Raw genomic sequence first — 17,986 nt, forward strand, 5'->3', positions numbered from 1 at the left:
ACGTGACGGACACCAAGGCGCTGGTGCTGGAACTGGCGCGCAAGTACCACAAGGAACAGGAACCGCGCGGGTTCGAACCCGGGGTCACACCGATCCTGTCCTCGGGCGCGGTCCTCGACGAGGAGGACCGTAACGCCCTGGTCGAGGCGGCGCTGGAGATGCGGATCGCCGCCGGGGTGCGCACCCGGAAGTTCGAGAGCGAGTTCGCCCGCTACTTCCGGCTGCGCAAGGCCCACATGGTGAACTCGGGGTCGTCGGCCAACCTGCTGGCGGTCAGCGCGCTCACCTCGCCGAAGCTGAAGGACCTGCGGCTGCGTCCCGGCGACGAGGCCATCACGGTGGGCGCAGGCTTCCCGACCACGATCAACCCGCTCGTCCAGAACGGCCTGACACCGGTCTTCGTGGACGTGGAACTGGGCACCTACAACGCCTCCCTGGCCCAGATCGAGGCGGCGATCTCCCCGCGCACCCGGCTCATCATGATCGCGCACGCCCTGGGCAACCCGTTTCCGGTCGCCGAGGTCGCGGAACTGGCCCGCAAGCACGACCTGTTCTTCGTCGAGGACAACTGCGACGCCGTCGGCTCCACCTACGGGGGCAAACTCACCGGCACCTTCGGCGACCTGTCGACGGTGAGCTTCTACCCCGCCCACCACATCACCGCCGGCGAGGGCGGCTGCGTCCTCACGGCGAGTCTGGAACTGGCCCGGATCGTGGAGTCGATGCGTGACTGGGGCCGGGACTGCTGGTGCGAACCGGGCACGGACAACACCTGCCTGAAGCGGTTCGACTACCAGATGGGCACCCTTCCGGCCGGCTACGACCACAAGTACATCTTCTCCCACGTCGGCTACAACCTGAAGGCCACCGACCTCCAAGGCGCCCTGGCCCTCAGTCAGTTGCGCAAGGTCGACGACTTCGGCGCGGCCCGGCGGCACAACTGGCGGCGGCTGCGCGACGGCCTGGCCGACGTGCCCGGACTGCTGCTGCCGCGGGCCACCCCGGGCAGCGACCCGAGCTGGTTCGGCTTCGCCCTGACCGTGCTGCCCGACGCGGGCTTCACCCGCAGGGACCTGGTCGACTTCCTGGAGGGCCGCAGGATCGGCACCCGCCGGCTGTTCGGCGGGAACATCACCCGCCATCCCGCCTACCAGGACGTGCGCTACCGGATCGTGGACGAGCTGGTCAACTGCGACACCGTCACGGAGGACACCTTCTGGATCGGCGTCTATCCGGGGCTCACCAACGAAATGCTCGACTACGTCGTCGAGTCCATCACCGAGTTCTGCACGCGAAAGGGCTGATCGGACGATGTCCACCATGGCCACACCAACCAGCCGGGTCGCCGTCGTCACCGGCGCCACCAGTGGGATCGGCCTCGCCGTCACCCGGTCCCTGGCCGCCGTCGGCCACCGCGTCTTCCTCTGTGCCCGGGACGCCGACCGGGTCGCGCTCACGGTCAAGGAGCTGCGCGCCGAGGGCCACGACGTGGACGGCGCCGCGTGCGACGTACGGGACGTGGCGAGCATCGAGGCGCTGATGGACGCGGCGGTGGAGCGCTACGGGCCCGTCGAGGTGCTCGTCAACAACGCCGGCCGCAGCGGCGGAGGCCCGACGCACACCATCGCCGACGAGCTGTGGGACGACGTGATGGCCACCAACCTGGACAGCGTCTTCCGCGTCACCCGTGCCGCCCTGACCACCGGCCGCATGCGGGAGGGGAGCTGGGGCCGGGTCGTCAGCATCGCCTCCACCGGCGGCAAGCAGGGCGTGGTGCTGGGCGCCCCCTACTCCGCCTCCAAGCACGGGGTCGTCGGCTTCACCAAGGCCCTCGGCCTGGAACTCGCCAAGTCCGGGATCACGGTCAACGCGGTCTGCCCCGGCTATGTGGAGACGCCCATGGCGGTACGGGTCCGGCAGGGGTACGCCGCCGCCTGGGAGACCACCGAGGAGGAGGTGCTCGACCGGTTCCAGGCCAAGATCCCGCTCGGCCGCTACACCACGCCCGACGAGGTGGCGGGCATGGTCGGCTATCTGCTGACCGACGCGGCATCGTCCGTCACCGCGCAGGCGATCAACGTCTGCGGCGGTCTGGGAAACTACTGAGGAGAGCCATGTCGGACGAGACCGTGCACACCACCGTCCACGAGATCGAGGTGCGGGCCCCGGCCGAGGCCGTGTTCGATCTGATCGCCGAGGCCTCCCGCTGGCCGGTGCACTTCCCGCCGAGCGTGCACGTCGAGCGCCTGGAGGGCGACGACCGGCAGGAGCGGCTGAGGATCTGGGCGACGGCCAACGACGAGGTCAAGTGCTGGACCTCGCGCCGCGAACTGGACCGGGCCGGATTACGGGTGACGTTCCGGCAGGAGGAGTCGCGGACGCCGGTGAAGAGCATGAGCGGCGAGTGGCTGCTCGAGCCGCTCGGCGACCAGGGCACCCGCGTGCGCTTCACCCACGCGTTCACCGCCGTCGACGACGCCCCCGAGCACGTCGAGTGGATCCGCCGGGCCATCGACACCAACACGGCGTCCGAACTGGAGGCGTTGCGTCAGGGCGTGGAGGACGCGGACCCGGAGCTGACCTTCACGTTCGACGACAGCGTGCGCGTCGACGGCTCGGCGAAGGACGCGTACGAGTTCGTCCGCGCGGCCGACCGCTGGACGGAGCGGCTGCCGCACGTCGCCCGGGTCGTCCTCACCGAGGACACCCCGAACGAGCAGATCCTGGAGATGGACACGCTCACCGCCGACGGCGCGACCCACACCACCCGTTCGGTGCGCGTCTGCTTCCCCGCCGAGCGGATCGTCTACAAGCAGATCCGGACACCCGCGCTGATGGCCGCCCACACCGGCGAGTGGATCTTCGAGGAGGACGACAAGGGCTGCACGGTCACCTCCCGGCACACCGTGCGGATCGCGCCGGACGCGGTGACGAGCGTCCTCGGCCCGACGGCGGACGTGGCCGCCGCCCGCACCATGATCCGCGAGGCCCTCGGCCGCAACAGCCTCACCACACTCCGCCGCGCGGCCGACCACGCCGAGCGGCTGCGCGGCACCGGGCCGGTCCCCGCCGAGACGTATGTCGCCGTGCAGCAGTTCTACGCCCGGCAGATGCGGCTCCTCGACGAGCGGCGGGCCGAGGAGTGGGCCCGCACGTTCACCGAGGACGGCGTCTTCGCGCAGAACATCGCCCCCGAGCCACTGCGCGGCCGGGACGCCGTCGCCGCGGCCGTACGCCGCAACCTGGAGCGGACGGCGGCCACACCGGAGCAGCGGCGGCACGTCTTCTCCATGCTCACCGTCGTGCCCGGGCCCGACGGCTCCCTGACCACCCGCTGCTACGCCCAGGTCCTGGCCACCCCGCCCGGAGGCCCGGCCCGGCTCCACCTGAGCGCGGTGTGCGAGGACGAGCTGGTGCCGCACGGCGACGACTGGCTGGTGCGTCACCGCAGGGTGGAGCACGACGGCGTCTAGCGCCCGCGCGGATCGTCACACACCTTCGGGCCGCACCGGCGAACGGTGCGGCCCGAAGCTGTGCGCCTGGCGGCGCGGGCGGTCAGGTGAGGGAGAGGCCACCGTCGACCGGGACGACCGCGCCCGTCATGTAGCGGCCCTCGGGGTCGGCCAGCGTGGTGATCCACCAGGCCACGTCCTCGGGACTGGCGACGCGTCCGAGCGGGATCCGTTCGGCGAGCCGGCCGAGGAACTCCTGGTACTGCTCGGCGGACATGCCGACGCGCTCGCCGATGCCGGTGTCGGTCACACCCGGGGCGACCGACACCACCCGGATTCCGCGCGGCGCCAGTTCGACGGCCCAGGTGCGGGTGAAGTGGTTCAGCGCCGCCTTCGTACCCCAGTAGACCGAGTTGTCGGGGAAGCCCTGGATGCCGAGGGAACCGGCCGAGCTGACGTTGACGATGGTGCCGCCGGTCGCCTCCAGGGCCTCCAGGGCGGCCTGCGCCACGAAGGCCGGGGCGATCAGGTTGACGGCGACCTGTCGCTCGGTCGCGGCCCGGTCGAGTTTGGCGAGCGGCGCGAACGAGCCCGTCCCGGCGTTGTTGACCAGCACGTCCAGGCGTCCGAACGCCCGCAGCGCGGCCTCCACCACCGTCTCGCCGGCCCCCGGCTCGGTGATGTCCGCGACCAGGGTACGGATGCCGTCGTGGCCCTCGGCCGTCTCGTCGAGGGCGGCGGCGGTGCGGCCCACGACCAGGACACGGTCTCCCCGCTCCGCGAAGCGGCGGGCCGTCGCACGGCCGATTCCGGTGCCCCCACCAGTGATGATCACAGTCCTAGGAGTCATGCCGGGACGCTACGGGCGAGGGCTCGAAGCCGGGTCGAGGTCAGTCCGACGGCCGGTCGTCACGGGTGATGTGCCGCTCGGCCACGAGCAGTTCGCCGTCCCGCCGGACCAGCCGGTCGCGCATCACGCAGGACAGCTCCAGGCGCGGTGCGCCGCCCCGCGGGGTCGCGAGGATCTGTACGTACGAGACGGTCTCGGTCCCGGCGCCGGTGCTCCGGGCGGTCGTCATGGTCACCCAGTGGCGGTGTGTCTCCCCGGCCGCGGCCCGCCCCTGCACGGCCGCCCGCGCGCCCGCGGCGATGCCGTCCCGGCCCCGGACGGGCTCCGCCATCGACGGGGCCAGGAAGGTGGCGTCGGCTGTGAAGGTGCCTGCCCACGCCTCCGCCTCGCCGCCGTCGAGCAGCTGCATGTGGCGGGCGTAGAAGTGCTCGATGTCCGTGTTGTTCATGAACGGCCTCCCTACGACGGTCCTCCGACCCTGGCGCACCCCTGTCGAATCCGGCTCGAGAGCGCCGCGCGGTCGTCGAGCGGTCTTCCAATGCCTTCCGAGCGGCTGCGGCCAGGCTGGCCGGGTCGTCCAGGAGGTGACCGTGCGCATCATTGACCTGTCCTCGCCGGTGGACGCCGGCTCGTTCGAACCGGACCCCGTGGTCCACGAGGTGATGTCCCCACGCGAGGGCGCGCTGCACATGCGCGACGAGATGCGGCGCCACTTCGACATCGAGTTCGACCCCGACGACCTGCCCGACGGCGAGTTCCTCTCACTGGACCGGCTGAGTCTGACCACCCACACCGGCACGCACGTCGACGCGCCCTCGCACTACGGCTCCCGGACGACGTACGGCACCGGCGTGCCCCGGCACATCGACGCGATGCCGCTGGAGTGGTTCCTCGCCCCCGGAGTCGTCCTGGACGTCCGGGGCCGCGAGGCCGGCGTGGTCGACGCGGCGGACCTGCGCAAGGAACTCGACCGGATCGGCTACGCGCTCGCCCCGTCGGACATCGTGCTCCTGCACACCGGCGCCTCCGCCTGGTCGGGCACCAGCCGGTACTTCACCGACTTCGTCGGTCTCGACGCGAGTGCCATCGCCTTCCTGCTCGACGCGGGCGTCCGGGTGGTCGGCACCGACGCGTTCAGCCTGGACGCGCCGTTCACCACGATCATCGCCGAGTACCGGCGCACCGGGGACCCCGCCGTGCTCTGGCCGGCCCATGTCGCCGGACGCCACCGGGAGTACTGCCAGATCGAGCGGCTCGCGGGCCTGGAGGAGCTGCCCGCGCCGTACGGCTTCCAGGTGGCCTGCTTCCCGGTGAAGGTCGCCGGCGCCGGGGCCGGCTGGGCGCGCGCGGTCGCCCTCGTCGACGACCAGGACCCCCTGACCAGCCCCTGACCCGAGGAGTATCCATGTACAGCACCGACCTCGCCGAGGTCTACGAGACGGTGTACCGCAGCCGGGGCAAGGACTGGGCGGCGGAGGCCGAGGACATCGCGGCCGTGGCCCGCGGGCTCGCCCCGGGCGCCGACACGCTGCTCGACGTGGCCTGTGGCACCGCCGCCCATCTCGGCCCCTTCAGCAAGCTCTTCGCCACGGCGGAGGGCCTGGAGATCGCGGCGCCGATGCGTGATCTGGCGCTGGAGCGGTGGCCCGGTCTGACCATCCACGAGGGCGACATGCGCGACTTCGACCTCGGCCGCCGCTACTCCGTCGTCACCTGCATGTTCTGCGCCATCGGCTATCTGGGGAGCGTCGAGGAGATGCGCTCGGCCGTGGCCTCGATGGCCCGTCACCTCGAACCCGGAGGCGCGCTGGTCATCGAACCCTGGTGGTTCCCCGAGCAGTTCAAGGAGGGGTTCGTCGCCGGGGACCTGGCCCGCGAGGGCGAGAGGACCGTCGCCCGGATCTCCCACTCCACCCTCCAGGGACGCGCGACCCGGATGGAGGTCCGCTTCCTCGTCGGCGAGCCGTCGGGCATCCGGACCTTCACCGAGATCGACGTACTGACCCTCTTCACGCGCGAGGAGTACGAGCAGGCGTTCAAGGACGCCGGCTGCTCCGTCGCGTACCAGCCGGGCCCGCCGACCGGCCGCGGCCTCTTCACCGGAGTCAAGGAGCGGGAGGTGTCCGGGCGATGACCACCTACGTCTGGGACTATCTGCGGGAGTACGCCGAGGAGCGCGAGGAACTCCTCGACGCCGTCGACACGGTGTTCCAGTCCGGTCAGCTCGTCCTCGGACAGAGCGTCTCCGGCTTCGAGCAGGAGTTCGCCGCCTACCACGGGCAGCCGCACTGCGTCGGCGTCGACAACGGCACCAACGCCATCGTCCTCGGCCTCCAGGCGCTGGGCGTGAAGCCGGGCGACGACGTCATCACGGTGTCCAACACGGCGGCCCCCACGGTCCTCGCCATCGACGCCGTGGGCGCCCGGCCGGTCTTCGTCGACGTGCGCGAGGAGGACTACCTCATGCGCACCGACCTGCTGGAGGACGCGCTCACCGAGCGGACCACGGCGATCGTGCCGGTGCACCTGTACGGGCAGTGCGTCGACATGGCCGCGGTGACCGCCTTCGCCCAGCGCCACGGCCTGAAGGTCCTGGAGGACTGCGCCCAGGCGCACGGCGCCCGCCACCACGGCCGGCTCGCCGGGACCATGGGCGACGCCGCGGCCTTCTCCTTCTACCCGACGAAGGTCCTCGGGGCGTACGGCGACGGCGGCGCGGTGCTCACCCACGACGCCGGCACGGACGCGGAGCTGCGCCGGCTGCGCTACTACGGCATGGAGGACAGGTACTACGTTGTCCAGACTCCCGGGCACAACAGCCGCCTCGACGAGGTCCAGGCCGAGATCCTCCGCCGCAAGCTACGGCGCCTCGACACCTACGTCGAGGGGCGGCGGCGCGTGGCGCGACGCTACGCGGAGGGGCTGGGGGACACCGGCCTCGTCCTTCCCGAGAACGCGCTGGGCAATGATCACGTCCACTACGTCCACGTGGTCCGCCACCCGGAGCGGGACCGGATCATCGAGCGGCTCAAGGCGTACGACATCGAGCTGAACATCAGTTACCCCTGGCCGGTGCACACGATGTCCGGCTTCGCGCACCTCGGCTACCAGGAGGGCGATCTGCCGGTGACGGAGCGGCTGGCGAAGGAGATCTTCTCGCTGCCGATGTACCCCTCGCTGCCGCGGCACGTCCAGGAGAAGGTGATCGAGGCGCTGCGCGAGGTGATCGCCGGCCTGTGACTGCCCAGCGCATGTGCGAAACGCCGTGTCCCGGTGAGGCTGTCCGCCTCACCGGGACACGGCGTTTCAGTGGGTCCTGCCGTCAGCCCGCGTGGTACAGGCTGTGCAGGCAGGCGATCAGGCTGCGGGCCTGGACGTTGACGTAGTGGCTGTGCCGCAGCAGGTCCGACAGCTGGTGCAGCGTCATCCAGCGGTGGTCGGGGTGGTCGCGGGGCACGTCCTGGTCGGTCTCCACGATCAGGTAGCGGTTCAGCGCGTGGAAGAAGCGGCCGCCCTCCTCGGAGAGCACCGTGTCGAACCGGACGCGCTCCGCGGGAGCCCTCAGCACCTCGTCGAGGAAGGGCGGGGCGGTTCCGGCGGGCAGCTGCGCGTGGCTCTCCGCGACGCACTGCACGGTGGGGCCCAGCTCCACCACGTCCGCGAAGCCGGGCTCCACGCGCGCGTGCACGAGGACGTGCAGCACCCCCTCGAAACGCCGGACGAGGAAGGCGATGACGCCCTGCCCCACCGGCTCGATCATCGGCTGGCTCCACCGGTGGACCTCACGGCCGCCGGCGTCGACCCGCACCCCGATGACGTCGAAGAAGGCGCCCGCGTCGTGCCGGATGCGGTCGTCGGTGCGGCTCCAGTCGCGCAGTTCGCCCAGCGCGACCCGGCGGACCGCGATGTCGCTGCTGGTGCGCCGGTCGGTGATCCAGCCGAGGATCTCCGCCGGACTGTGCACGCTCACCGCCCCGGGGTCGCCCGAGCGCAGCAGCGCGGACCGGAAGTCGTCCCCGTCCGGCTCGTCGACGCCCGACCCGGTGAACGGCAGGCACGACAGCACGGTCCGGGCGTCCATGTTGACCGTGTCCCGGCGCCCCAGCAGCTCATGGATCTGACCGAGCGTCATCCAGCGGTACCCGTCGAGGGCCTCCACCGGCTCGGGGAGCTCGACGACGATGTTGCGGTTGCGCTTGCGGTAGAACCACGACCCCTGCTCGGACTGCCGCACGTCGGCGAGCACTCCGGGACGGCTGTGGATATCCATGAAGTGCTCCAGATACGGCACCGCGCGCCCCTGGTGGACCCGGGTGTAGTTGCTGCGGGTCGCCTGGACGGTCGGGGAGAGCTGGAGTCCCTCGGCGTTGCCCGGCTCGACCTTCGCCTGCATCAGGCAGTGCAGGACTCCGTCGATCGGGGCGGTGAGGATGCCGAGGATGCCGATCTCGGGCTGATTGATGATGGGCTGGGTCCACCGCGCCACCGGTGCGCCCGGGTTGCTGACCTCCAGCCCGTGCACGGTGAAGAACCGGCCCGTGTGGTGGCGCAGATCGCCGGTGTCCGGGTCGGTCTCCCAGCCCTCCAGGGCCTCCAGGGGGACCCGGTCGACATGGGTGTAGGCCCGCCGGCCGTAGTCGGCGAACCAGTCCGTGAAGTCGGAGAGGTCGCCGAGGGGGCCGGTCCGTAGCCGGGCCGAATCGTCGATCCGCCGCTCGACGGGCTCTCGCGTCGCGGCGGACGAGGGGGCAGGGGTGTCGCTCATGAGACCTCCAGGGAGGTGGTGTACGCTGCCGCGTCCCACATCGCCCGGACGGACTCGCCGAGCGGGATCGTGGGCCGCCAGCCGAGCACCTGGGCGGCGAACCGGATGTCCGCGCAGGTCCAGCCGCCGCCCTTGCTGGCGACCTCGGCGGAGTTGATCTTCGCCGACGTGGCGTCCACGCCGGCCGCGTCGAACAGGGCGTCGACCAGGTCGCGCATCGGCACCGCCTCGCCGCGCCCGATGTTCACGACCAGGCCGGTGACGGGCGCGTGCACCGCGGCGACGGCCGCCCGGGCCAGGTCCCGTACGTCGACGAAGTCCCGCCGGGCGTCGGCCACGTCGAGGCCGAGCACCTCGCCGGGGCCGAGGGCGCGCAGCCGGGCCGTGACGGCACCGAGGAAGCTGGCCGTCGGGGTGTGCGGTCCGCAGACGTTGACCGCGCGCAGCACGACCCCGTCCACCAGGCCCGCCCGGGTCCGGTCGAGCAGATGCTCGGAGCCGGTGCGCTTGGTCAGCCCGTACGGGGTCAGAGGGCCGGGCTCGCGCCGCTCGTCGATGCGGACCCCGTCGGGCACGGGCCCGTACTCGTGGATCGACCCCATCTGGACGATCCGCGGCCGCCGGGAGGTCGCGGCGCACCCCTCGACCAGGCGCTCCACGAGGTCGATGTGGGCGCTGCGCATCTCCTCGACGGTGGTGCCCCAGCCGCCGGTGGCGTTGACGACGGCGGTGACGCCGTGCCGGTCGAGGAGCGCGGCGATCTCCTCCGGCGCGGCGGCGGCGACATCGAGGGGGACGAAGGCGTCCGCACGGGTGTGCGGGGCCGGGTGCCGGGCCACCGCGAGCACCTGGTGCCCGGTTCGCAGCAGTTCGTCGCAGAGGCTGCGGCCGACGCATCCGGTGGCACCCAGCACGGCCACGGTCCCGGCGGAGGGCCCGCCCTGTGTGGTGGTGGACATCGCCGGGCTCAGCGCGTCGCGCCGATGCCGGAGGGCTGCCACAGGGCCTCCTCGACCGCCAGGGACTCGGCGTAGTCGGGCAGCAGGCCCTGGGCCCGGGCCGAGGCGAAGGACAGCGCGGCGGCGTCCCGCTCCGACTGCACGGTGTCCAGGCCCGAGGGGAGCCGCACGTCGAGGTCCTTGTCGAAGACGTCGACCGCGAGCTCGTTCTCGGCCACGTACGGGCCCGTCAGCAGATACGACATGACCGTGTCGTCCTCGAGCGCGACGAAGGCGTGGCCGACTCCGACCGGGAAGTACGAGGCGCGGAAGTGGACCTGGTCCATCTCGACCGCGTCCCACTGCCGGAAGGTGGGCGAGCCGACCCGCAGGTCGACCACGATGTCGAGGGCCCGGCCGCGCGCGCAGTACACGTACTTCGCGGTGCCGGGCGGCGTGACGGTGAAGTGGATGCCGCGGATCGTGCCGCGCCGGGAGAGGCTGTGGTTGGTCTGCGCCACCGGGAAGTGCGGCCTCCCCAGGGCCTGCTGGAACGCGTCGAGCTGGAAGGGCGAGACGAACAGCCCGCGGTGGTCGCGGAACTGACGGGGGGTGAACTCGTACGCCCCCTCGACCTTGAGATTTCGGATCTGCATCGCTTGGTTCACCGTCCGGGAGGTAGTCGGGTACGGCAGGGCCGGCGGCCCGGGCGTGTGCGGGTGCGGGTGCGGCGCGCCGGTCACCGGCGGCGGTGCTCGACGGCCAGGCGCTCCAGCGTGGGGACGACCTGCGCCGGGGCGGGCGCGGCGAGCGCCTCACGCCGCAGGGCCTCGGCGTTGCGCTTGAAGACCGGCTCCTCCAGCAGGCGGACGAGCAGCTCGCGCAGCCCCTTCGCGCTGAGCTTGCCCGGCACGTAGAGCCCGGCCTGGCGCTCTTCCAGATAACGGGACTTGTTGATGGTGTCCCAGACCCCGTCGACGACGATGAGCTGGGGCACGGCGTGGATCATCGCCGTGCCGAAGCTGCCGGACCCGCCGTGGTGGATCACCGCGTCGCAGGTGGGCAGCAGCGCGTCGAGCGGGACGAAGTCCACGGCCCGGACGTTGTCCGGCAGGGTGTCGAAGTCCGTGAGCTGCTTCTCGTTGAGCGTGGCGACGACCTCGACATCGTCCAGCCCCGCGACGGCCTCCAGCAGGTCCCCGATGGAGGCGCGGTCGGCGCCGAGCACCTCGCGGTGCGCCACACCGAGGGTGATGCACACCCGGCGGCCCTTCTTCGGCGGCTCCTGGAGCCACCGCGGCACCGTGGACTGGCCGTTGTACGGCACGTACCGCATCGGCACGTAGTGCAGGTCCACCGGGAGGCGCATGGACGCCGGCAGCGGGCAGACGGTGAAGTCGCCCGTCACCGCGGCCTCCTCGAAGGAGGCGCCGTGCCGTTCCAGGCTCCAGGTGAGCCACTCGCGCAGCGGGTCGTCCCGCAGCTCCGGCGGGCGTGCTGCCAGCTGCCCGAGGAAGGTCTCGCGCATCAGGCCCGCCAGGTCGAGCCCGAAAAGGAGCCGGCCGTGTGCCGTGCCGGTGGCCATGGCGGCGATCGCGCCGGCGAAGGTCATGGTGTCCCACAGGACCAGGTCCGGCTTCCAGGAGCGGCAGTGCTCCACCAGCTCGTCGACCATCTGGTCCGAGCAGCAGTTCTGGAAGACGACCGAGGTCATGGCCGTGAACACACCGAGTGTGTAGTCCGGGGTGAGCCGCTCCGGCCGGGTCTCGCTCATGTCGAGACCGACCTGCGCCTGGCTCTCCAGCTGGTCGACGTCCTGGCCGATGTTCTCCTGGGTCTCCTGCATCTGCTCGTCGAGATGCAGTTCCTCCCCGACACCGACGGCGGTCAGCCCCGTCTTGGTGATCTCGTCGGCGAGATCGGGATGACTGGCGATCCTGACGTCGTGGCCCGCTGCCTTCAGGGCCCAGGCGAGTGTCACCTGGGCATGCATGTGCGACTTGGCGGCGAAGGTGGTGAAGAGTACCCGCATCCCAACCCCTGTTCCGGCGGACGACCCGTAGCGAATGGCCTCCACCCTCCGGCCGTGACCTCGTGCGGGAGTCGAGAGTCGTTGCAGCGGCGCTCGATCCGGGGCGTCTCGCGCGCTCCGCCCCTCCCGGGCTCGCGGAGAACAGCAGGTCATGTACTACCGTGGGATCAGCCGGCGGGGCCCGGCCTCAGCGAAAGGACCCCCTGAGGGCGGAGCACCGGTTGCCGGTCCGCGCCGTGAGGGAGATTCAGCAGGGAGACCATGTCTGCCACGAGATTGCTCGTCCTGGGCGTCGTGCGCATGCACGGCCGGGCGCACGGCTATCTGGTCCGTTCCGAGCTGCTGTCCTGGGGTGCCGACGAATGGGCGCACATCAAGTTCGGCTCGATCTACCACGCGCTGCGGCAGCTGGCCAAGGACGGGCTGCTGAAGTCGACCGACATCCCGGACTGGCCGGGCCGGGTCGACTACGAGATCGCGCCGCCGGGCGACGAGGAGTTCTTCCGGTTGCTGCGGGACGCGCTGCGCCAGGGGAACAACCGGGCGGACATGCTGGGCGCCGCGCTCGTGCTGCTGCCCGCGCTCAGCCGCAAGGAGGCGATCGGTCTGCTGCGCGAGCGCATCGCGTCGCTCTCGGCCGAACAGTCGGAGCTGATCGCCAAGGTCGACGAGACGGCCGGCGAGCGGCCGCAGCGTGCCCACATCCGTGAGCTGCTCGGCCTCTGGGAGCACGGCGCCGCCAGTCAGGCCGCCTGGACCGAGGCGCTGATCGAGCGCCTGGAAGCCGGCGCGTACGTCATGGCGGGGGAGGAGAAGGGCGCCTGACGGGGAGCCCTTCCGGCCGTTGATCGGTATCCGGTGGAGGACGGCACGCGTCCCGTGATACTCAAGTTTGTATACCCAAGCTGCCGGTCCCGAGAGGACGATCGCTGTGCCGATCATGCTGACCTCGGAAGACGTGGACGACGCCTTCGACGACGAGGCCTTCATGGAGGAGCGGTTCTCCGACGTCCAGCGGCTGCTCCTCGGCCACGATCCGGCGCCCGGCCCCGAGACGCTGGTCCTGCTGCCCGCCACGCGCTGCCGGCTGACCGTCGGACCGCATGCTTCCGGCCCCTTCGGCCGCTGCTTCGCCGTCCGGCTCGAACCCCGAGCGGACCTGTCCGCCGCGTGCGTGGAACTGCTGCTCGCCGACGACGGGTCCCTCCTCGGCCTCGTGGACGCCGGCGCCCTCGACGGCTGGCGCGGCGCCATCCCCGCCGGACTCGCCGCGCGGTACCTCGCCCCGCCGGCCCCCGCCACGCTCGCCCTCTTCGGCACCGGGGAGGCGGCCTGGTCCTGTCTGCTCGTCCTGCACCACGCGCTGCCCTCGCTCTCCGAGGTGCATGTCGTCGGCCTGGAGCCAGGCCGGACCCGGGACTTCGCCGCCGCCGCGGCCCTGCGCACCGGCCTGCGGGTGCGTGTGTGCGAGGACGCCCGCGCCACCGCCGCCCGCGCCGACGTCGTCGCCACCACGGGAGGCCACCCGCCCGTCCGGGTCGAGTGGCTTGCGGCCGGAGCGCTGCTGATCGACCAGACGGCTACGGCCGCTCCCACCGTCTCGGGCGACCCCGGTAGTCCGGTGACCGGTGCCCGAGCCTTTGACGCCGATGCCGATGCCGATGCCGATGCCGGTGCCGGTGCCGGTGCCGGTGCCGGTGCTGACGCCGAGGCCGACGCCGACGCCGATGCCGGTGCTGACTCTGGTGCCGACGCCGATGCCGGTGCCGGTGCCGGTGCCACCCTGAGGGCTTGGCCTTCCGGCATCCGCCCGGGTGTCTGGTCTTCTGGCGGTGGTCCGGGCGTTGGGTCTTCGGATGCCGGTCCGGGTGCCCGGTCGTCCGGCGGGCGTCCGGGTGCCGGGTCTTCCGGCGGGCGTCCGGGTGCCGGGTCTTCCGGCCGGGGTTCGGGTGCCGGGCCTTCGGAAGCCGGTCCGAGTGCCCGGTCGTCCCGTAGCGGTCCGGCTTCCTGGTCCTCCGACGGTGGCCCGAGTGCCGTGTCCTCCGACGGTGGTCCGGGTGCCGTGTCCTCCGACGGTGGTCCGGGTGCCGTGTCCTCCGACGGTGGCCCGGGTGCCGGGTCTTCCGCTGGTGGTCCGGGTTCCGTGTCTTCCGGCACCGGCCAGGGCGCCGCCCAGCCGCCCGGCACCGGCCAGGGCGCCCAGCCGTCCGATGTCGGCCCGGCCGCCCAGCCGTCCGATGCCGCTTCAGGCGCCCCGGGCCCCGTGGTCCGGCACGTCGGCATCGCTCCCCCCGGCGACCACGCCACGGGCACCCGGCACGCGCCGGTCCCGCTCGCCGAGATCGTCGCGGGGCGGGCCCTGCCCCGGCGCAGCGGCTCCGACATCGTCCACTACCAGGGCGGTGAGCTGGCCGGCTGGAGTGTCATCGCCGCCGTCGCCGGACTCGGCCACGCCTGGCGGCGGGACGTCGGCATCCCCGTGCGGCTGGGGCGCGGGGGCTCCTGACCGGGGGCGGGATCCAGCCGTCTTCTAGGCCGCCGCGAGGCACGCGCCGGAGGGTTTCACTCTGACCTCGGCGTACGCGTCGCCGGACGCCCGGACGATGAGGAGCACCGATCCCATGTCAGCCGATCAGCCCGGCCCCGCCTCCGGCGGCCCGGCCACCTTCGTGAACAGCTTCACGCTTCGCACCTCCCCGGAGGAGTTCGAGGACGTCTTCGCCCGCACGGCACGCTTCATGGAGCGGCAGCCCGGATTCCTCGGCTACACCCTCGTACGCCATCTGGAGAAGCCGCACAGCTACGTCAACATCGCCCGCTGGTCCGATGTCTCCGCCTTCCGTGCCGCCGTCGGCCAGGCCGACTTCCGGCCGCACGCCGAGGCACTGCGGGCGATCAGCACCAGCAGCTCCAACCTCTACCTGGAGCGGCACAGCGCGACCGGGGAGGCACGATGACCGGGCGGGGCGCTCAGCGCGACGGGGGAGGCGTGCCGACCCGGCGGGTCGCGATCACCGGCATCGGCGTGGTGGCCCCCGGCGGCATCGGCACCAAGCAGTTCTGGCAGACCATCACCGGCGGCCGCACCGCCACCCGGACCATCAGCCTCTTCGACCCCGCCCCCTTCCGCTCCCGGATCGCCGCCGAGTGCGACTTCGACGCGGCGGAGCAGGGGCTGAGCACCGAGGACGCCGAACGGCTCGACCGGGCGGCGCAGTTCGCCCTGGTCGCCCTGCGGGAGGCCGTCACCGACAGCGGCCTCGAACCCGACCCGGAGACCGCCCACCGCACCGGCGTCAGCCTCGGCAGCGCGGTCGGCTGCACCCAGAAACTCGAGGAGGAGTACCTGGCCCTCAGCGGCGGCGGACAGGAGTGGCTGGTCGACCACACCGCCGCGAGCGCCCATCTCTACGACCACTTCGTGCCCAGCTCCATGGCCGCCGAGCTCGCCTGGGAGGCCGGCGCCGAAGGCCCCTGCACCGTCGTCTCGGCCGGCTGCACCTCCGGCCTCGACTCGGTCGGGCACGCGGTCGCCCTCATCCGCGAGGGTATGGCCGACGTGATGATCGCCGGGGCCACCGACGCCCCCATCTCCCCGATCACCGTGGCCTGCTTCGACGCCATCCGGGCCACCTCGCCCCGCAACGACGACCCGGCGACCGCGCTGCGCCCCTTCGACCGCACCCGCAACGGCTTCGTCCTCGGCGAGGGCGCCGCCGTCCTCGTCCTGGAGGAACTCACCGCGGCCCGCGCCCGGGGCGCCCACGTCTACGCCGAGATCGCCGGCTACGCCTCCCGCGGCAACGCGTACCACATGACCGGGCTGCGCACCGACGGACGCGAGCTGGCCGCCGCCGTCGACGCCGCCCTCGACGAGGCCCGCCTCGCTCCCGACGCGCTCGGCTACGTCAACGCCCACGGCACCGCCACCAAGCAGAACGACGTGCACGAGACCGCCGCACTCAAGCGCAGCCTCGGGGCCGCGGCCCACCGGGTCCCGGTCAGCTCCATCAAGTCGATGATCGGGCACTCGCTGGGCGCCATCGGCTCCATCGAGGTCGCCGCCACCGCGCTGGCACTCGAACACGGCGTCATCCCGCCCACCGCGAACCTGACCGACCCCGACCCCGAGCTCGACCTGGACTACGTCCCCCTGCACGCCAGGGAGCGCGACATGTCGGCCGCGCTCACCGTCGGCAGCGGCTTCGGCGGCTTCCAGAGCGCCATGGTGCTGCGCCGGCCCGAGGGGCGGGCCGCATGACCCCGGTCGTGGTCACGGGCATCGGGGTCCTCGCCCCCACCGGCGTCGGACTCGACGCCTACTGGGCGGCGACGCTGCGCGGCGAGAACGGCATCCGGCGCGTCCAGGCCTTCGACCCCAGTCGCTATCCGACGCGGCGGGCGGGCGAGGTGACCGGGTTCGAGGCGGGCGACCACCTGCCCAGCCGCTTGATCCCGCAGACCGACCGTATGACCCAGTTCGCCCTGGCCGCCGCCGACTGGGCCGTCGCCGACGCCGGCATCGACCTCGACTCCGTGCCCTCGCTGGCACGCGGCGTCGTCACGGCCGGCGCCTCCGGCGGCTTCGGCTTCGGCCAGCGCGAACTGCAGCACCTGTGGGGCGAGTCCCCCAAGAAGGTCAGCGCCTACATGTCCTTCGCCTGGTTCTACGCCGTCAACACCGGCCAGATCTCCATCCGGCACGGCATGAACGGCCCGACCGGCGTCTTCGTCGGCGAGCAGGCCGGGGGCCTGGACGCCCTCGCCCACGCCGGACGCCAGATCCGGTCCGGCGCGCAACTGATGATCTCCGGCGGCATGGACTGCTCCCTGTGCCCGTACGGCATGGCCGCCCAGCTGGCCGGCGGACGGCTCACCGCCGACGCCTACCTGCCCTTCGACGACCGGGCCTCCGGTCATCTGCCCGGCGAGGGCGGCGCGCTGCTCACCCTGGAGAGCGCCGAGGGGGCCCGTGCCCGGGGGCGTCACCCCTATGGCGAGATCGCCGGCTTCGGCGCCACCTTCGACCCGCGCCCAGGGTCGGGGCGGCCCCCGACCCTGCGGCGGGCCGTCGAGCAGGCACTCGCCGACGCCGGAGCCGATCCGCGGGACATCGCCGTCGTCCTCGCCGACGGCGCGGGCGTGCCCGAACTCGACGCCGCCGAGGCCGAGGCGCTCACCGCGGTCTTCGGCGCGGGCGGAGTCCCGGTCACCGCGCCCAAGTCGGCCACCGGCCGCCTCTACTCCGGCGCCGGTCCGCTGGACGTGGTGACCGCCCTGCTGACCCTGCGCGACGGCCTCGCCCCGCCCACGGTCAACGTCACCCGCGTCCCCGACGCCTACGGCCTCGACCTCGTCGTCGGCGAGCCCCGTCCGGTCACCGGCACCGCGGCCCTGGTCCTGGCCCGCGGCCACCACGGCTTCAACAGCGCCATGGTCGTACGGGCCCCCGCACCCGCCGGGGCGCTCGCGGGGGCCGGGCGGAAGGTGGCGGCGTGAACGGCGGCGAGCTGTACCTCCGGGCGACGGGGACGTGGCTGCCGTCCGCCGAGCAGGTCGCGGACGGTCGCTCCGGGTCCGCCGATGCCTTCGCGTATCCGTCCGGGGAGAAGGTGACGGCATGAGCGGCGCTGAGCTGTACCTCCGGGCGACGGGGACGTGGCCGCCGTCCGCCGTACGGGCCCCGGACGGTCGCTCCGGGTCCGCCGACGCCTTCGCGTACCCGGTCGGGGAGAAGGTGACGGCATGAGCGGCGCTGAGCTGTACCTCCGGGCGACGGGGACGTGGCCGCCGCCCGCCGTACGGGCCCCGGACGGTCGCTCCGGGTCCGCCGACGCCCTCGCGTACCCGGTCGGGGAGAAGGTGACGGCATGAGCGGCGCTGAGCTGTACCTCCGGGCGACGGGGACGTGGCCGCCGTCCGCCGTACGGGCCCCGGACGGTCGCTCCA

General features: G+C 72.6%; 20 protein-coding genes. 14 read left to right on the forward strand and 6 right to left on the reverse strand.

The genetic code is table 11. The features are described from left to right. The first annotated feature begins 2 nt into the window (after positions 1-2). From rfbH to ACFZBT_RS37830, 3 genes are read left to right on the forward strand one after another with little or no spacing between them, the layout of a single operon-like run. A complete protein-coding gene (rfbH, locus tag ACFZBT_RS37820) occupies positions 3-1,304 on the forward strand; it encodes a lipopolysaccharide biosynthesis protein RfbH (protein WP_391114063.1) in 1,302 nt (433 codons plus the stop codon). A gap of 16 nt (positions 1,305-1,320) precedes the next feature. After that, complete coding sequence (locus ACFZBT_RS37825; RefSeq protein WP_391114065.1) at positions 1,321-2,106, forward strand: SDR family NAD(P)-dependent oxidoreductase; 786 nt, start codon at positions 1,321-1,323, stop codon at positions 2,104-2,106. Positions 2,107-2,114: 8 nt separating this feature from the next. Then, positions 2,115-3,473, forward strand: coding sequence for a nuclear transport factor 2 family protein (locus tag ACFZBT_RS37830; protein WP_391114068.1), 1,359 nt, complete (start codon positions 2,115-2,117; stop codon positions 3,471-3,473). An 82-nt stretch (positions 3,474-3,555) separates the two neighbouring features. Here the strand turns inward: ACFZBT_RS37830 and ACFZBT_RS37835 are convergent, their stop codons facing one another. Together ACFZBT_RS37835 and ACFZBT_RS37840 are read right to left on the reverse strand one after the other, a co-directional pair. Then, positions 3,556-4,287 (reverse strand): SDR family oxidoreductase, encoded by a 732-nt coding sequence (locus ACFZBT_RS37835; RefSeq protein WP_391114179.1) that lies wholly within the window; start codon positions 4,285-4,287, stop codon positions 3,556-3,558. Positions 4,288-4,342: 55 nt separating this feature from the next. Further along, positions 4,343-4,750 (reverse strand): nuclear transport factor 2 family protein, encoded by a 408-nt coding sequence (locus tag ACFZBT_RS37840; RefSeq protein ID WP_391114071.1) that lies wholly within the window; start codon positions 4,748-4,750, stop codon positions 4,343-4,345. Between the two features lie 142 nt (positions 4,751-4,892). On the opposite strand from ACFZBT_RS37840, the gene ACFZBT_RS37845 reads away from it, so the two are divergent. From ACFZBT_RS37845 to ACFZBT_RS37855, 3 genes are read left to right on the forward strand one after another with little or no spacing between them, the layout of a single operon-like run. Continuing rightward, positions 4,893-5,693 carry a cyclase family protein gene (locus ACFZBT_RS37845; protein ID WP_391114074.1) on the forward strand — a complete coding sequence of 267 codons (801 nt, stop codon included), beginning with the start codon at positions 4,893-4,895 and terminating at the stop codon, positions 5,691-5,693. Between the two features lie 14 nt (positions 5,694-5,707). Beyond that, on the forward strand, positions 5,708-6,436 hold the full coding sequence (locus ACFZBT_RS37850) for a methyltransferase domain-containing protein (RefSeq protein WP_391114076.1): 729 nt from the start codon (positions 5,708-5,710) through the stop codon (positions 6,434-6,436). After that, on the forward strand, positions 6,433-7,542 hold the full coding sequence (locus tag ACFZBT_RS37855; RefSeq protein ID WP_391114079.1) for a DegT/DnrJ/EryC1/StrS family aminotransferase: 1,110 nt from the start codon (positions 6,433-6,435) through the stop codon (positions 7,540-7,542). The genes ACFZBT_RS37850 and ACFZBT_RS37855 overlap by 4 nt, the downstream gene beginning before the upstream one ends. 82 nt (positions 7,543-7,624) lie before the next feature. Here the strand turns inward: ACFZBT_RS37855 and ACFZBT_RS37860 are convergent, their stop codons facing one another. The 4 genes from ACFZBT_RS37860 to ACFZBT_RS37875 all read right to left on the reverse strand — a co-directional run bounded on the left by ACFZBT_RS37860 (position 7,625) and on the right by ACFZBT_RS37875 (position 12,037). After that, positions 7,625-9,067, reverse strand: coding sequence for an NDP-hexose 2,3-dehydratase family protein (locus ACFZBT_RS37860; RefSeq protein ID WP_391114082.1), 1,443 nt, complete (start codon positions 9,065-9,067; stop codon positions 7,625-7,627). Beyond that, a complete protein-coding gene (locus ACFZBT_RS37865) occupies positions 9,064-10,068 on the reverse strand; it encodes an NAD-dependent epimerase/dehydratase family protein (protein WP_391114085.1) in 1,005 nt (334 codons plus the stop codon). Before ACFZBT_RS37865 ends, ACFZBT_RS37860 begins: the two co-directional genes overlap by 4 nt. After that, positions 10,035-10,661, reverse strand: coding sequence for a dTDP-4-dehydrorhamnose 3,5-epimerase family protein (locus ACFZBT_RS37870; RefSeq protein WP_391114088.1), 627 nt, complete (start codon positions 10,659-10,661; stop codon positions 10,035-10,037). The genes ACFZBT_RS37865 and ACFZBT_RS37870 overlap by 34 nt, the downstream gene beginning before the upstream one ends. 83 nt (positions 10,662-10,744) lie before the next feature. Continuing rightward, positions 10,745-12,037: an activator-dependent family glycosyltransferase gene (locus tag ACFZBT_RS37875; protein WP_391114091.1), complete on the reverse strand. Its 1,293-nt coding sequence runs from the start codon at positions 12,035-12,037 to the stop codon at positions 10,745-10,747. 261 nt (positions 12,038-12,298) lie between these two features. Here ACFZBT_RS37875 and ACFZBT_RS37880 point away from each other — a divergent pair, with 261 nt between their 5' ends. From ACFZBT_RS37880 to ACFZBT_RS37915, 8 genes are all read left to right on the forward strand, one after another. After that, positions 12,299-12,862 carry a PadR family transcriptional regulator gene (locus ACFZBT_RS37880; RefSeq protein ID WP_382578932.1) on the forward strand — a complete coding sequence of 188 codons (564 nt, stop codon included), beginning with the start codon at positions 12,299-12,301 and terminating at the stop codon, positions 12,860-12,862. Between the two features lie 115 nt (positions 12,863-12,977). Then, a complete protein-coding gene (locus ACFZBT_RS37885; protein ID WP_391114095.1) occupies positions 12,978-14,543 on the forward strand; it encodes a hypothetical protein in 1,566 nt (521 codons plus the stop codon). Positions 14,544-14,658: 115 nt separating this feature from the next. Further along, entirely contained in the window at positions 14,659-14,994 is a 336-nt protein-coding gene (locus tag ACFZBT_RS37890; RefSeq protein ID WP_382490958.1) for an antibiotic biosynthesis monooxygenase family protein, read from the forward strand. Further along, positions 14,991-16,298: a beta-ketoacyl-ACP synthase II gene (locus ACFZBT_RS37895; protein WP_391114098.1), complete on the forward strand. Its 1,308-nt coding sequence runs from the start codon at positions 14,991-14,993 to the stop codon at positions 16,296-16,298. Before ACFZBT_RS37890 ends, ACFZBT_RS37895 begins: the two co-directional genes overlap by 4 nt. After that, positions 16,295-17,536 (forward strand): beta-ketoacyl synthase N-terminal-like domain-containing protein, encoded by a 1,242-nt coding sequence (locus ACFZBT_RS37900; RefSeq protein ID WP_391114101.1) that lies wholly within the window; start codon positions 16,295-16,297, stop codon positions 17,534-17,536. The genes ACFZBT_RS37895 and ACFZBT_RS37900 overlap by 4 nt, the downstream gene beginning before the upstream one ends. Beyond that, entirely contained in the window at positions 17,533-17,661 is a 129-nt protein-coding gene (locus ACFZBT_RS37905) for a hypothetical protein (RefSeq protein ID WP_391114104.1), read from the forward strand. Before ACFZBT_RS37900 ends, ACFZBT_RS37905 begins: the two co-directional genes overlap by 4 nt. After that, positions 17,658-17,786: a hypothetical protein gene (locus tag ACFZBT_RS37910; RefSeq protein ID WP_391114106.1), complete on the forward strand. Its 129-nt coding sequence runs from the start codon at positions 17,658-17,660 to the stop codon at positions 17,784-17,786. The genes ACFZBT_RS37905 and ACFZBT_RS37910 overlap by 4 nt, the downstream gene beginning before the upstream one ends. After that, on the forward strand, positions 17,783-17,911 hold the full coding sequence (locus ACFZBT_RS37915) for a hypothetical protein (RefSeq protein ID WP_391114109.1): 129 nt from the start codon (positions 17,783-17,785) through the stop codon (positions 17,909-17,911). Before ACFZBT_RS37910 ends, ACFZBT_RS37915 begins: the two co-directional genes overlap by 4 nt. Positions 17,912-17,986: the final 75 nt, after the last annotated feature.

It is taken from the genome of Streptomyces sp. NPDC008137, from assembly GCF_042957035.1.
GTDB lineage: Bacteria > Actinomycetota > Actinomycetes > Streptomycetales > Streptomycetaceae > Streptomyces.